We start from the raw sequence: 13,596 nt of genomic DNA on the forward strand, positions 1-13,596 counted from the left end.
ACCTGTTAGTTTTTAATCAGATCGATGTAGCGTGTACCGGCATCATCAATGAGTAGGGCGCTCGCTCTCGGGCGACCGCTCTCTGGGTGATCGAGATCCCAGTCAGATAAGACCCAACGCTGCCACTGCTGATCATCCATCGCCTCTTCATGGTGTGCTGGCATATGGGTATGCCCATGAATCAATAAATCCCCTGAGTGCTCTCTTAGCACTGCAGCACAAGCTTGTTTCGTGACATCCATCTTGAGTCGATGCGCGCTTGAGGCTTGTGTTTGTTGGTATTGCGCGTGACTATTGCTGCGAAGGTGCTGAGCAATGCCCTTGCGCCAATTAAGCGGCAGGCTTAAGAAGATTTTTTGAATCCAAGACTTTCTGACCCAGCCTCGAAAGACTTGATAGCCAAGATCTGCTGTGCATAAAGCATCGCCATGGGCTAATATCCACTTCTTCGAAGCGATCTCAACGGTAGTTGGATCGGGCAAGAGGGTCATGCCAGTCTTTTTAATAAAGTGATGGCCAATTAAAAAATCTCGATTACCGTGCAGGTAATACGTTTTTACTTTGGTGGAGAGATTGGCGATCGCACGCTGTACTTCCTGCTGAAAAGGGGAGTGTGCCGCAGCATCATCACCCACCCAATATTCAAATAAGTCACCCAGAATAAATACAGCCTCAACTTTTGGAGCCTCTTTTTCACAGAAGTCAAAAAAGCGTTGCGCCGTCAAGGGCATTGACGGCGTGAGGTGCAGGTCTGATATGAGCAGTGCGCTCGCGTGATGCGGAATCATTCCTCGAGAACAGTGGCCTTCTCAATCACAACATCTTCTGCAGGAACGTCCTGATGAAAACCAGAGCTACCAGTCTTTACCTTGCGAATAGTGTCAACAACATCCATGCCATCAGTGACTTTGCCAAATACGGCATAACCCCAGCCCTGAGCATTGGGAGCGGTATGGTTTAAGAAGTCATTGTCATTTACGTTAATGAAGAATTGCGCAGTTGCTGAATGTGGTTCGCTAGTACGAGCCATTGCTACGGTATAGCGATCATTCTTGAGACCATTATTGGCTTCGTTTTCAATTTCCGCACCTGTTGGCTTCTGTTTCATGCCAGCAGACATGCCGCCACCCTGAATCATGAAGTTATCAATCACGCGATGAAAGATGGTTCCATCGTAGTGACCGCTTTTCACGTATTGCAAAAAGTTGGCAACGCTTTTAGGTGCCTTAACTGCATCGAGTGAGAGGGTGATATCACCCTTATTAGTTTTTAGGAGAACTTTCGCCATTATTAGATCTACTTTCTGGAAGGTTAGTGGATGGGTTATTGCTTGGTAATGAATCCGTTGTAGTTAAAGATGGATTCACTGCGGGATTGAGGGCGCGATTTACAGGACGCTTCGCTGGAGGCTTTAAGACATCCAAAAGTGCTTTAGCGCGATTGGAGTACTGACGTTGATTGAGTTGAGCGTTCTTAGCAGCATCTTCATATGCTTGTGCGCCAAGGCGGATATAGATTTCACCCAAATTGGCTGAGGCAATGGCATAGCTAGGTCGCAATTTGAGGGCAAGCTCAAGATAGTCTCGCGCCTCTATCCATTGACCTTGGTTTGCTGCAATCGCCGCTAGATTGTTATAGGGCTCTGGCAGCTCTGGAAACTGTTGTGTGATTTCAATCAAAGTTTTTTTGGCTTGATCAAATTGACGCATCTCAATTTGCAAACGTGCTTTTACGAAACGTAATTGAACATTTCGCGGAGTCTTTTTCAGATCGGCATTAATTTGAGCTACTGCATCTTGGTATTTGCGCGCCTTGATGAGTTTTTCAACATCTGATGGGACTGCATTCTTGGTAATAGGATCAGGCTCAATAATCAAGAAGGATAAAAAAGGCACTCCAACAGTTTCAGATAGTTCTGGATTTAATGGGTCATACCCCATGTCAGCAGAAAGTCTTGGTGGATCTGTTGGGCTATAGCCGCCTAAAAAAGGTTGGGGCGCTCTCTGCGAAGAGCCAGCTTCCTGTGTATTTAACGCTCTAATTTCAGCATCAGCCCGCTGCTGGGCAGGGGTGCTGCAGCCCGACAAAAGTGCCAGGGTTGCCAAAGTGGCAAAAGCTGGGGCTAAGACCTTTTTCAAGGCAGGGCGTGGCGCTGGGGCGTTGTGGGGCATAGAGGAAGGGGTGTGAAACGGGCTCATTCGATATACTCAGCGCTCAGTCTAACAAATTGGCGCTACTTGCCCCACCTTTATAGCCCTATGCTGCAAATCTATAACACCCTTAGCCGTTCTAAACAGGTCTTTAACCCCATAGTCCCGGGCAAGGTGAAGATGTACGTCTGCGGTATGACCGTTTATGACTTTTGCCATATTGGGCATGCCAGAGTCATGATTGTCTTTGATATGGTAGTTCGCTGGCTCAGAGCGAGTGGCTATGAAGTCCTTTATGTACGGAACATCACCGATATTGATGACAAGATCATTAATCGTGCCATTGAGAATGGCGAGCCGATCTCTGCATTAACGAACCGTTTTATTGATGCCATGCATGCTGACTCGGATGAGTTGGGTTTAATGCATCCTGATCAAGAGCCTCGCGCTACTGATTACATCGGGCAAATGCAAGGCATGATCGGTAAGCTCATTGAAAATGAATTGGCCTATCAAGCCAATGATGGCGATGTTAATTTTGCGGTGCGCTTATTACCGCGTTACGGTCAATTGTCTGGAAAAACTTTAGACGAGTTAAATGCGGGTGAACGTGTAGCGGTAGGTGATGGCAAACGCGATCCCTTAGATTTTGTTTTATGGAAAAGCGCCAAGCCTGAAGAGCCAGCAGATACACGCTGGAAGTCGCCCTGGGGCGAGGGCCGCCCGGGTTGGCATATTGAGTGTTCAGCTATGTCTTGTGACTTGTTGGGCGAGCACTTTGATATTCACGGCGGCGGTGCTGACTTGCAATTTCCGCACCACGAAAATGAAATTGCCCAAAGTGAAGGCGCCCTGTACGGCAAAGACCGCAAAGAAGATGATGCCCCCTTTGTAAATTACTGGATGCATAACGGTCACATTCGCGTTAACGAAGAGAAGATGTCTAAGTCACTGGGTAACTTTTTCTTAATTCGCGATGTTCTCAAAAGCTTTGATCCTGAGGTGCTGCGTTTCTTCATGTTGAAGGCGCACTACCGTAGCCCTATTAACTATAGTGATGCGCAGCTTGAAGAAGCTCGCTCTGGATTGGCGCGCCTTTATACCGCTTTAGCGCAAGGCCCTAAAGCCCAGGCAATTGAGCTAGACCCAAACAACCCATGGGCTAAGCGCTTTGCTGATGCCATGAATGACGATTTCAATACGCCTGAGGCGATTGCAGTCTTGTTTGACTTGGCTAGTGAAGTCAATCGTGCGCAAGGCGAAGAGAAGCAATTACTTGCCAATACATTGAAGGCTCTTGGTGCAGCATTGAATTTCTTGCAGCGTGATCCCACTGCATTTTTGCAGGCGGGTTCTAAGGATCAAGATGGCTTAACTCCATCACAAATTGAAGAACAAATTGCGGCACGCGTAGCTGCCAAGCAAGCAAAAGACTTTGCTAAGGCAGACTTGATTCGTAAAACATTGTTGGAGCAGGGTATTGTTTTGGAAGATAAACCCGGCGGCTTAACAGAATGGCGCAGAGCTTAATGACGGCTGCAAAAATAGAAAAAGCAGTAAAAGCAGAAGCAATACTTGAAGAAGTGGCTCCAGAATATTGGGAGCAAGCTTGTAAAGAATTGATGAAGCAAGATCGCATTCTCAAAAAACTCATTCCTAAATATGGTTCAGGCTTTTTAGTCACACGCGGCGATCCATTTAATACTTTGGCAAGAGCCATAGTTGGTCAGCAGATTTCAGTAGCGGCAGCACAATCCGTTTGGAATAGGGTCGTTGCTGCTAGCAAAAAGAAAGTCACCCCGAAAAATATCCTAGCGCTCTCAGTAGAGGAATTGCGTGCCGCCGGATTATCTGGACGTAAGGTTGAGTACATCCGTGATTTGGCCGATCACTTCGATTCAGGGCGCCTTCATGCCAATCAATGGAAAGATATGGATGATGAGAGCGTTATCAAGGAATTGAGCTCAATTCGGGGGATTGGCCGCTGGACTGCCGAAATGTTCCTCATTTTCAACATGATTCGGCCAGATATCCTCCCTTTGGACGATGTTGGCCTTATTAAGGCTATTTCCCTCAATTACTTCAGCGGAGAGCCTGTCAGCCGCCATGAAGCACGTGAGGTGGCTGCTAATTGGGCCCCATGGCGTACGGTTGCCACCTGGTATATGTGGAGAAGTATCGACCCAATCCCAGTTGAATATTAAAATCAGACTATGAAAACGACTTTCCTGGATTTTGAGCAGCAAATCGCCGAATTAGAGTCAAAGATTGAAGAGCTGCGTTTTGTACAAGATGAGTCATCGGTAGATATCTCCGATGAGATCAAAACGCTTGCTGAAAAAAGTCAGCAGCTAACAAAAGATGTTTACGCCAATCTCACTCCTTGGCAAGTTTCTCAAGTAGCCCGTCATCCACAGCGTCCATACACTTTAGATTATGTCGGCGCTTTATTTACAGATTTCCACGAGTTACATGGTGATCGTACTTTTGCAGATGATCAATCGATCATCGGCGGTCTGGCCCGTTTTGAAAATCAACCATGCATGGTGATTGGCCATCAAAAGGGTCGCGATACCAAAGAGCGTGCTCTGCGAAACTTTGGCATGAGCCGTCCCGAGGGTTACCGCAAAGCAATGCGCCTCATGCGTCTTGCTGAAAAGTTTGGTATTCCTGTTTTCACTTTTGTAGATACGCCAGGTGCGTTCCCTGGTATTGATGCAGAGGAACGTAATCAATCAGAAGCGATTGGTCGCAACTTATTTGTACAAGCAGAATTAGAAGTGCCCATCATCGCAACAATTATTGGTGAGGGTGGTTCAGGTGGTGCACTTGCAATCGCTATGGGTGACGTTGTATTGATGTTGCAAAACTCCACATACTCAGTGATCTCCCCAGAAGGTTGCGCATCTATTCTTTGGAAGACGGCTGATAAGGCTCCCGAGGCTGCTGAGCAGTTGGGTCTCACGGCGCAACGTTTGAAGGCTCTGGGTCTGATTGACAAGATTGTGGCCGAACCTATTGGTGGCGCGCATCGTGATTACGACAATATGATGAGCAATATGCGCAAAGCACTTGCGGAATCTTTAAAAACCTTTGACGGCATGAAAGTAGATGCTTTGCTTGATCGTCGTCATGAGCGTTTGATGAGCTATGGCAAGTTCAAGGAAATCACAGCAAAGTCCTAAGTCGGAAAAACGAATTGCGGTTGCCTTAAGTGGTGGCCTCGATTCGGTTGTGTTGCTCGATACGGTTTGCAAGGCGCAAGCCAAGAACCAAACCAACAATCAAATCTTCGCATTCCATATTCATCATGGCTTGCAAAAGCCGGCGGATGATTGGCTGATCTTTTGCGAGAAGCTCGCGAAACAATACAAGATTCATTTTGATTTCCGACTGCTTCATCTCAACTCAGATGAAGAGAAAGGCAATATTGAAGCAAGGGCAAGGGCGGGGCGCTATGAAGCGCTTGCCGATCTGTGTGAAGAATATGGCATCGAAGATTTACTCTTGGCGCATCACCAAAATGATCAAGCGGAGACGGTTCTCTTGCAACTCCTCCGAGGCTCTGGTGTGGCGGGCCTATCAGGCATGCCTACAAGCAGGCAATTAGAACTCAATAACCACAACATCACTCTGTGGCGTCCACTCTTAAATCAAAGTAGGCGAGAGCTGGAGGCTTATGCTAAAGAACATAAGCTCAAGTGGATTGAAGATCCCAGCAATCAAAATACAAAATATCGTCGCAATGCAGTGCGTATGAAAATTATTCCTGAACTTGCAAAGATTCAGCCTGAAGCTTTGGCCAATATGGCGCGTAGTGCACAGCTACTAGGTGAGGCGCAAACTTTGCTCAACCGTCTGGCTGAGCAAGATGGCAAAGGCATTCTCAATAAGAGTCAGCTGAAATTAGAGCCGCTACTGGTATTAGCAAAAGAGGATTTACCTGCAGCAAATAATGTCTTGCGTTATTGGTTGCAAACACAGCAGTTGGCTATGCCATCACAAGAGCGCTTACATGCATGGTGGCGTGATCTTGCACAAGTTAAAGCAGATGCCAATCTTGAGTGGCTTCATGATGAGAGAAAGATTTACCTGTGGCGCGGCATGTTGCAGGTGGGCAATGTGGAAGCGGGGCGGTGGGTTTTAAAAACCTTGCCAGCCAACTCTAAGCAATTGGGGCTTCCTGCTAACTGGGTAAAAGAGGCTCAAGACAACAATAAAATTAGCCTTAGGGAGCGTCAAGGCTCTGAGAAGATTCAGATTAAGCCTAAGACCCCCCGTAAAACCCTCAAAAACCTCTATCAGGAGGCTGATATCCCGCCCTGGGAGCGCCAAGCACCTTTGCTCTATATCAATGATGAATTGATTGCTGTGGCCGGTATTGGGCTTAGCTATCCACACTTGATCGCCTCAGGTAGTCGCGTACTCCCAGAATGGGTGCAAAACCCTGTAAAATAAGCCCTTTTTAGATCCTCAGGGAAGTTTTCCCTGTCACAAATAGTTAAATAAACGGTTTTTATGGCTCTTATCGTTCATAAATATGGCGGCACCTCAATGGGCTCAACTGAGCGCATTGCCAATGTTGCCAAACGCGTTGCTAAATGGATGCGTGCTGGCCATCAAGTGGTGGTCGTGCCTTCAGCCATGTCAGGCGAAACCAATCGCTTGCTCGGCTTAGCAAAAGAAATTAATCCTGATGCCAGTCCGCGTGAATTAGATCAAATCGCTTCTACAGGCGAGCAAGTCAGTTCTGGCCTCTTGGCCTTAGCGCTTATGCGTGAAGGTATTGATGCAGTGAGCTATGCGGGCTGGCAAGTAACCGTGCATACCGATTCTTCTTTCACGAAAGCGCGCATCAAGAGTATTGAAAGCGAGAAGATTCTCAAGGATCTTAATGCAGGTCGCGCTGTAGTAGTTACTGGCTTTCAGGGCGTAGACCCAAACGGCAACATCACGACACTAGGTCGCGGTGGTTCTGATACATCAGCAGTTGCCATGGCAGCAGCCTTGAAAGCAGATGAGTGCTTAATCTACACAGACGTTGATGGTGTCTACACCACTGACCCACGTGTTTGCGAAGATGCACGTCGCTTGGACAAAATTACTTTTGAAGAGATGCTAGAAATGGCTAGCTTAGGTTCAAAGGTATTGCAGATTCGTTCAGTTGAGTTTGCAGGTAAGTACAAAGTTAAAACCCGGGTTCTGTCTTCTTTGACAGACCCATTGATGCCTTTGGCTGATGAGATGAGCTCAGGCACCTTGATTACATTTGAAGAGGACAGCACTATGGAAGCCGCAGTTATTTCCGGCATCGCCTTTGCGCGTGATGAAGCGAAGATTACCGTTCTTGGAGTTCCTGATCGCCCAGGTATTGCATATCAAATCCTTGGCCCGATTGCGGATGCCAATATTGATGTGGATATCATTATTCAGAACCAATCTGTAGAAGGTAAGACTGACTTTACTTTCACAGTGCCACGTGCTGATTATCAAAAAGCATTAGATATTCTGAAGAACACTGTGCAAGCGCACATTGAAGCAAAAGAGATTTCTGGTGATCCTAAGGTTTCTAAAGTTTCAGTGGTTGGAGTAGGTATGCGTTCCCATGTTGGCATTGCCAGCAAGATGTTCCGCACTTTATCAGAAGAGGGCATCAATATTCTGATGATCTCCACTAGCGAAATTAAGATCTCCGTCGTCATTGATGAGAAATACATGGAATTGGCTGTACGTGCCTTGCACAAGGCATTTGAGTTGGACCAGAAGTAAGTCAAAAAGCGCAATAAACCCCTCAGAAGCGGTTATCCGTTAAACTGTGGGGCGTTGTAATAGTAAGAAGTACGGAGACGTGGCCGAGCTGGTCGAAGGCACTCCCCTGCTAAGGGAGCATCGGGGCTAAAACTCTGATCGGAGGTTCGAATCCTCTCGTCTCCGCCATAAGTCAAGGGTTTGCGGGGGTTTTTTACTAAATCCCCGTAATTTCCCCCATTTTTCCCCACACAATAATCATTCCTCTTCTCTCACTCTTGTGAGGGGTAAGTTTGCCAATTTACCTTCGGGCGGGGATGTCGTTACCCTCTGGTGCCTTAGCTCATCTTCTTGGGCGGCCTCAAACTCTCTGACGCGCTGCAGTTCCTGTTCTTTAGCCTCAACTAGCTTTGAGGCGGGGATGACCTTGCCTTCCTTAATCAAGCGCTCCAGTTGAAACTGCTTAAAGGTTTGAGTTTAATCTTGCCAGCGAATTGGGTATCGCTATTGTCTGAGCTATCGAAATCCATATAGTTACTCTACCAAAAAGGAAAGGGTAGGCCACCCCCTGATGATTTTTCTAGAAGCTACCCCCATCACCCCCGTACCCCCCAATTTTTAAAATGGGCCCCCCTGACTTACCCTTGCACATTAATCTGGACAAACGATTTTCAATTCTTGTCTATTTTTTATGGCTATCACCTGGGTCCTATGCTTTTTAAGTTCTTTACAAATTTGAAATTTAAGTATGAACTCCTAAGTATTTCCATTGGCTACTAAAACCAGAAACCGAATTCCATTCATCTATTAAGCGGGGCCGATATAGAGTTGAATCTTTGGATTTAGTGGCCAAACGAGAACTCCTCATTTATAAACTCTAATGAATAGTTGGGTTTCATTGGCCATTTCTGCTTGGAATGCAACCAAAGGACAAAAACGCGGTGTACAAAGTTCGAATCTGTAAACTGAATTCAATCTTTTCGGTCTCGTTTGGTACAGCAGTGTTTAACTTGTTGAGTCTGAGCGGATACTGTGATTGGGGCAGACAATTAAATAACTGGGTCCAATATTTTCCGTAAATTTTGATGGATTTCTGATGAGCGCTTACTTGATTAAATTACATAGGGGCGGTATCACTCGCAACCCATATCTTTGGTACTGATTACAGCCTCGCCCATATTTATTGCACAAAACTCACCTCAAAGTCATCGGCATGGTAAGGGGATATTAGAAATACCTTCAGATAGTTTGCTTGGCTTTGAGCATGCACCTAAAAGGTCAAGAGAATGGCTTTACTGCGATGCCCGCTAAAAATGCACACACCCAAGGGCAGGAATCCAGTTGCGTATCATTTTCTAAATAGGTAGCTGTATAAATATTATGGAAGTTCCCAAACTACATTTGAATGTTCCTTTGGCATGGGCAAGGCCATCTATCTACCAAGATAACCTTACGAGCCAGAAACAATACTAAACACCCGCCATATGCTCGCTACACATATTTAACCAACCCCTATTTTTAGCTGTGACGTATGAGCTTGAAGAGCCCAAACGCCAAGACTGTTTTGTCCTGAAAGTCTTGGCCTCAGCAATGCACCTTTGGAGCGTCCAATATCCTTGGGGCTTCCTAGTTTTAGTCATATGGGCGGTGCATTCTTCTATCCAGCCATAACGATAGGCTGCCATACAGGCTTGGCGGGAATTCCGTGCCATTCACTGCAGAACGTGAAATGTAAAGCATCCGCCTTACATGCCGCAAGCGACCATTTCCTAGGGCGTCCACGTCCCATAACATACTCCATCTAATCTAGAAAAGAATTTATATTTCTCTTTTGACATATTGGGAATAACTTACCCCGTGTTTCTCAACCCCGCCGCAATCCCATTAATTGCTATGTGTATACCCCTCTGGACTCGGCCATCATGCTTGCCAGCGCGATAACGGCGCACTAACTCAACCTGCAAGTGGTGAAGTGGGTCAATATAAGGAAAGCGATTTCTAATCGATCTAGCTAAAGCTGGATTCTTAGCCAAACGAACTTTCTCGCCAGTTACCAAATTCAGGGCATCAACTGTTTTGTTCCACTCAGTCTCGATCGCGCCAAAGATCTTCTTGCGCAACTTCACATCAGGAACTAGCTCACTATATCTAGAGGCCAATGCTAGATCACTCTTGGCCAACGCCATATCCATGTTGGACAATAAAGTTCTAAAGAAAGGCCACTCTTTGTACATCTTTTGCAGTAGGCTCAAAGCAGCCTTTTTATCAGCGGCCTTGGGTTGATTCAAAAACGCCTGCACTGCAGAGCCAAAGCCATACCAACCTGGAAGCGTTAAGCGACACTGACCCCAACTAAAGCCCCATGGAATAGCTCGCAGATCTTCAATCTTTTGACTGGCTTTGCGACTAGCTGGACGTGAACCAATATTGAGCTTAGCAATCTCCCGGATAGGTGTGGCATCAAAGAAATACTCTGCAAATCCTGGGGTCTCATACACAAGACCACGATATGCGTCCATGCTCGATTGCGAGATTTGAGCAGCTGCATCTAAGAAAGCCTTGCTAGCTTGTTTAGTGGGCTTTAATAAAGTGGCTTCTAAAGTTGCGGCAACCAAGGTCTCAAGATTGCGCCTGCCAATCTCAGGATTGGCATACTTAGATCCAATCACTTCGCCCTGCTCTGTTAAACGAATTTGACCGCGCACAGTGCCGGGGGGTTGCGCTAAGATTGCCTCATAGCTTGGACCACCTCCACGACCTACTGTACCGCCCCTGCCATGGAATAGTCGTAATTTCACTCCATGCTTACCTTCCAGAGACTCAAATACCTTAACTAAAGCGAGCTCGGCGCAATACAACTCCCAATTGCTGGTAACAATGCCTCCGTCCTTATTGGAGTCTGAGTACCCCAACATAATGTCTTGCTCGCCACCAGAGCGTTTGACTAAATCTAATATGCCAGGCAAGTCATAAAACTCTTGCATGATGTGCGCTGCATTGCGTAAATCATCAATTGTTTCAAACAAAGGCACAACGATGAGATCGGCAGTCGCTTTTTTACCCAGAGTCTCATGTAATAAGCCTACTTCTTTTTGAAGTAATAAGACTTCCAGCAAATCACTAACAGTTTCGGTATGGCTAATGATGTAATGGCGTATAGCCTCAGCACCAAATAACTCACGCATTCTCTTTGCCATTTCAAATATGGCGATTTCAGAAATGGAAAATTCTGAATACTTATGCCCAACTACTCGTAGCGGTCTAGGATCTTTTAATAAAGAGAGTAATAACTTACGCTTTTCGCCCTCTGACAAAGCAGAATAATTACATTCAATCGCGGCAAAATTCAGCAACTCCGATAGAACTTCTTCGTGCTTATCAGAGCTTTGACGTAAATCCACGGTAGCCAAATGAAATCCGAATACTTCTACCGCGCGAATTAAGCCACGGAGCCTGCGATTAACCAATGCCTTCGCGCCTTGTGAAACCAATGAAGCCTCAATTGTTTGCAAATCCGTTAGAAATTCTTGTGAAGATTTATAGGGATTTTGAGGTGCAATCGCATGCCGGGCGGCATCCTGCCCCGTAAGGCTCTTGAGTGCTGCGGCCAGGCGAGCATACATTCCCGTTAAAGCTCTGCGATAAGGTTCATCCTGACGATGCTCATTGGTATCGGGTGAGGCATTGGCCAAGTCCTGCATTTTTTTAGGGAACTTCAATAGCAATGCCGAGACTGATAACTCTTTACCTAAATAATGCACTTCAGTGAGGTAGTGGCGTAGTGCCAATTCGGCTTGACGGGTGATTGCATATTGCAAAGTATCTGCACTGACATTGGGATTGCCATCGCGATCCCCACCAATCCACTGCCCCATCTTGAGAAAACTCGCCACCGCTTCCGCACCCAAAGAGTCTTCTAACTGAGCATAGATTTTGGGGATTTCCGAGAGGAACGTCATCTCATAGTAAGTGAGCGCATTCTCAATCTCATCGGCAACAGTAAGCTTAGTAAATCGTAATAAACGTGTGTGCCAAAGCTGCAATACCCTAGCTTTAATTTGTTCTTCGTTTTGCTTAAGTTCTTTATTAAGCAAAGCATCCTTATTGGGAGTACTTGCTTTAGAAGACCCCTTAATTTGATCTCTTGCTACTAACAACTGGGCAATATCACGCTCGGATTCCAAGATGCTGGTTCTTTGTACTTCGGTTGGATGGGCGGTGAGTACCGGAGAGATCAGACTACCCTCAAGCATTTGAGAGATCGCTTTACTGGTAATGCCTGCGGCATGAAGCTTTTTCATAGCTACCGGAATACTACCGTCCTGATGACTGCCCATTCGCTCATAAGCAACTCTACGGCGAATGTAATGCCTATCTTCAGCCAAGTTAGCCAGGTGGCTGAAATAGGTAAAGGCCCTGAGCACTTTCATCGCAGCCTCACTGCTTAAACCTTTCAGTAATTTTGTTAATTCTTGATTGGCTTTTTGATTGGCATCACGGTGAAAGACCACTGAGAGCTTTCGAACTTGCTCAACCAGGTTATAGACAGCATCGCCTTCATGCTCTCGGACAATATCACCCAAGATTTTTCCTAGTAGGCGGATGTCATCAGTTAATGGGACTTCCGTATTCTTTAATTCTGAAGCAGATCTCTTGAGAACTCTCACTTCACCCCACCCCTTCTACGAATAGCGCTTTGGAAACGCTCATGTTCTTCAGCGCTAGCCTTCATGCTCTTTTTCACATACTTAATATGCTCCCTAGAAACTTCCAATGCCTTTTCAGGAGATCTGTTTTTAATAGCGGACCATATATCCAAATGCTGCGCCTCTAAGTGCATCCTATCTTTAGGTCTGGCATTAAGATATTTTAGATTTCGGGTCACATGATTATTAATTAGCTTTAATAAAATTGCACTTAAATGGCCGATCAGGACATTGTGAGAGGCCTCGGCTACAGCCTGATGAAATTTCACATCCGCTCCCACCATTTCTATGAGCTCCCCATCAGCATAAGCCTTATTCACCGCGATATAAGTCTGCTCTAAATTATGCAAATCAGCATCAGTAGCTCGCGTTGCAGCAAGGTAGGCCGCCTGACCCTCAAGCATGTCGCGAAAATCCAAAATATCATCTTGGATATTGGGATGCTTAAATAACATCTCTTGCCAAGAATCAGTAAAAGACGAGTCAAGTTGGTCAGTAACAATCGTTCCCCCACCATGACGTGTATGCAATAAACCTTTGGTAACTAAAGTTTTAATTGCCTCTCTAATAGTAGGTCTTGAAACACCCATATCTACAGCAAGATCCCTTTCAGAAGGAAGCTGATCACCTGGTTTTAGCGAACCCTCCAATATTTGCACCTCAATGACCTTTACCACTTTGTCTGAAATGCGCTCTTTATTGCGAATTAATTGATTCATCTGGTATGACCACTTTACGTTTTTATTTCATATTTTGAAATGCTATCCATAATTTACTATTTAAACCCCTATATTAGGGAATATACTTAGAAATAATCTGTCACATTGTGTTCACAATGCATCCTGTTTTGGTATTACCAGTTTACCAATTATTAATGAGGATCCATTGTGCCAGTTATTACCAATATTGAAGACTTGCGGGTCCTCCACAAAAAACGCACCCCCAAGATGTTCTATGACTATGCGGACTCTGGATCATGGACCGAGTCCACA

The 13,596-nt window shown here is 45.8% G+C and carries 11 protein-coding genes and 1 tRNA gene; 6 read left to right on the plus strand and 6 right to left on the minus strand.

What is annotated here, in order from left to right; genetic code table 11:
- Positions 1-5: 5 nt before the first annotated feature.
- The 3 genes from JaK3_RS05120 to JaK3_RS05130 are packed head-to-tail and all read right to left on the minus strand — an operon-like array spanning position 6 to position 2,198.
- Positions 6-788 (minus strand): UDP-2,3-diacylglucosamine diphosphatase, encoded by a 783-nt coding sequence (locus JaK3_RS05120; RefSeq protein WP_068321566.1) that lies wholly within the window; start codon positions 786-788, stop codon positions 6-8.
- Positions 785-1,288: a peptidylprolyl isomerase gene (locus JaK3_RS05125; RefSeq protein ID WP_068321569.1), complete on the minus strand. Its 504-nt coding sequence runs from the start codon at positions 1,286-1,288 to the stop codon at positions 785-787. The genes JaK3_RS05120 and JaK3_RS05125 overlap by 4 nt, the downstream gene beginning before the upstream one ends.
- Positions 1,263-2,198 (minus strand): tetratricopeptide repeat protein, encoded by a 936-nt coding sequence (locus JaK3_RS05130; RefSeq protein WP_068321571.1) that lies wholly within the window; start codon positions 2,196-2,198, stop codon positions 1,263-1,265. The genes JaK3_RS05125 and JaK3_RS05130 overlap by 26 nt, the downstream gene beginning before the upstream one ends.
- A gap of 60 nt (positions 2,199-2,258) precedes the next feature.
- Between JaK3_RS05130 and cysS the strand changes: the two genes are divergently transcribed.
- The 6 genes from cysS (at position 2,259) to JaK3_RS05160 (ending at position 8,087) form a co-directional block, all read left to right on the plus strand.
- Positions 2,259-3,680, plus strand: a complete 1,422-nt coding sequence (gene cysS, locus JaK3_RS05135) for a cysteine--tRNA ligase (protein WP_068321575.1) — start codon at positions 2,259-2,261, stop codon at positions 3,678-3,680.
- Complete coding sequence (locus tag JaK3_RS05140; RefSeq protein WP_068321577.1) at positions 3,680-4,354, plus strand: DNA-3-methyladenine glycosylase family protein; 675 nt, start codon at positions 3,680-3,682, stop codon at positions 4,352-4,354. The genes cysS and JaK3_RS05140 overlap by 1 nt, the downstream gene beginning before the upstream one ends.
- Positions 4,355-4,363: 9 nt before the next feature.
- Positions 4,364-5,335, plus strand: a complete 972-nt coding sequence (locus tag JaK3_RS05145; protein ID WP_068321579.1) for an acetyl-CoA carboxylase carboxyltransferase subunit alpha — start codon at positions 4,364-4,366, stop codon at positions 5,333-5,335.
- Positions 5,301-6,608 carry a tRNA lysidine(34) synthetase TilS gene (gene tilS / locus JaK3_RS05150; RefSeq protein WP_068321582.1) on the plus strand — a complete coding sequence of 436 codons (1,308 nt, stop codon included), beginning with the start codon at positions 5,301-5,303 and terminating at the stop codon, positions 6,606-6,608. Before JaK3_RS05145 ends, tilS begins: the two co-directional genes overlap by 35 nt.
- A gap of 60 nt (positions 6,609-6,668) precedes the next feature.
- Entirely contained in the window at positions 6,669-7,919 is a 1,251-nt protein-coding gene (locus JaK3_RS05155; RefSeq protein ID WP_068321584.1) for an aspartate kinase, read from the plus strand.
- Between the two features lie 73 nt (positions 7,920-7,992).
- Positions 7,993-8,087, plus strand: a tRNA-Ser gene (locus tag JaK3_RS05160).
- A gap of 1,443 nt (positions 8,088-9,530) precedes the next feature.
- Here JaK3_RS05160 and JaK3_RS10665 read toward each other — a convergent pair.
- From JaK3_RS10665 to JaK3_RS05175, 3 genes are read right to left on the minus strand one after another with little or no spacing between them, the layout of a single operon-like run.
- Complete coding sequence (locus JaK3_RS10665; protein WP_161484698.1) at positions 9,531-9,692, minus strand: hypothetical protein; 162 nt, start codon at positions 9,690-9,692, stop codon at positions 9,531-9,533.
- 56 nt (positions 9,693-9,748) lie between these two features.
- A complete protein-coding gene (gene ppc, locus JaK3_RS05170) occupies positions 9,749-12,565 on the minus strand; it encodes a phosphoenolpyruvate carboxylase (RefSeq protein WP_068321590.1) in 2,817 nt (938 codons plus the stop codon).
- A complete protein-coding gene (locus tag JaK3_RS05175) occupies positions 12,562-13,323 on the minus strand; it encodes a FadR/GntR family transcriptional regulator (protein ID WP_068321592.1) in 762 nt (253 codons plus the stop codon). Before JaK3_RS05175 ends, ppc begins: the two co-directional genes overlap by 4 nt.
- Positions 13,324-13,596: the final 273 nt, after the last annotated feature.

This window comes from Polynucleobacter yangtzensis (assembly GCF_001595965.1).
In the GTDB taxonomy this organism is placed as follows: Bacteria; Pseudomonadota; Gammaproteobacteria; order Burkholderiales; family Burkholderiaceae; genus Polynucleobacter; species Polynucleobacter yangtzensis.

Coding starts and splice junctions, on each gene's coding strand:
- JaK3_RS05145 (WP_068321579.1), top strand. CDS start 4,364: ATGAAAACGACTTTCCTGGATTTTGAGCAGCAAATCGCCGAATTAGAG.
- JaK3_RS05140 (WP_068321577.1), top strand. CDS start 3,680: ATGACGGCTGCAAAAATAGAAAAAGCAGTAAAAGCAGAAGCAATACTT.
- JaK3_RS05125 (WP_068321569.1), bottom strand. CDS start 1,288: ATGGCGAAAGTTCTCCTAAAAACTAATAAGGGTGATATCACCCTCTCA.
- JaK3_RS05130 (WP_068321571.1), bottom strand. CDS start 2,198: ATGAGCCCGTTTCACACCCCTTCCTCTATGCCCCACAACGCCCCAGCG.
- tilS (WP_068321582.1), top strand. CDS start 5,301: ATGGCAAGTTCAAGGAAATCACAGCAAAGTCCTAAGTCGGAAAAACGA.
- JaK3_RS05120 (WP_068321566.1), bottom strand. CDS start 788: ATGATTCCGCATCACGCGAGCGCACTGCTCATATCAGACCTGCACCTC.
- cysS (WP_068321575.1), top strand. CDS start 2,259: ATGCTGCAAATCTATAACACCCTTAGCCGTTCTAAACAGGTCTTTAAC.
- JaK3_RS10665 (WP_161484698.1), bottom strand. CDS start 9,692: ATGTTATGGGACGTGGACGCCCTAGGAAATGGTCGCTTGCGGCATGTA.
- JaK3_RS05175 (WP_068321592.1), bottom strand. CDS start 13,323: ATGAATCAATTAATTCGCAATAAAGAGCGCATTTCAGACAAAGTGGTA.
- JaK3_RS05155 (WP_068321584.1), top strand. CDS start 6,669: ATGGCTCTTATCGTTCATAAATATGGCGGCACCTCAATGGGCTCAACT.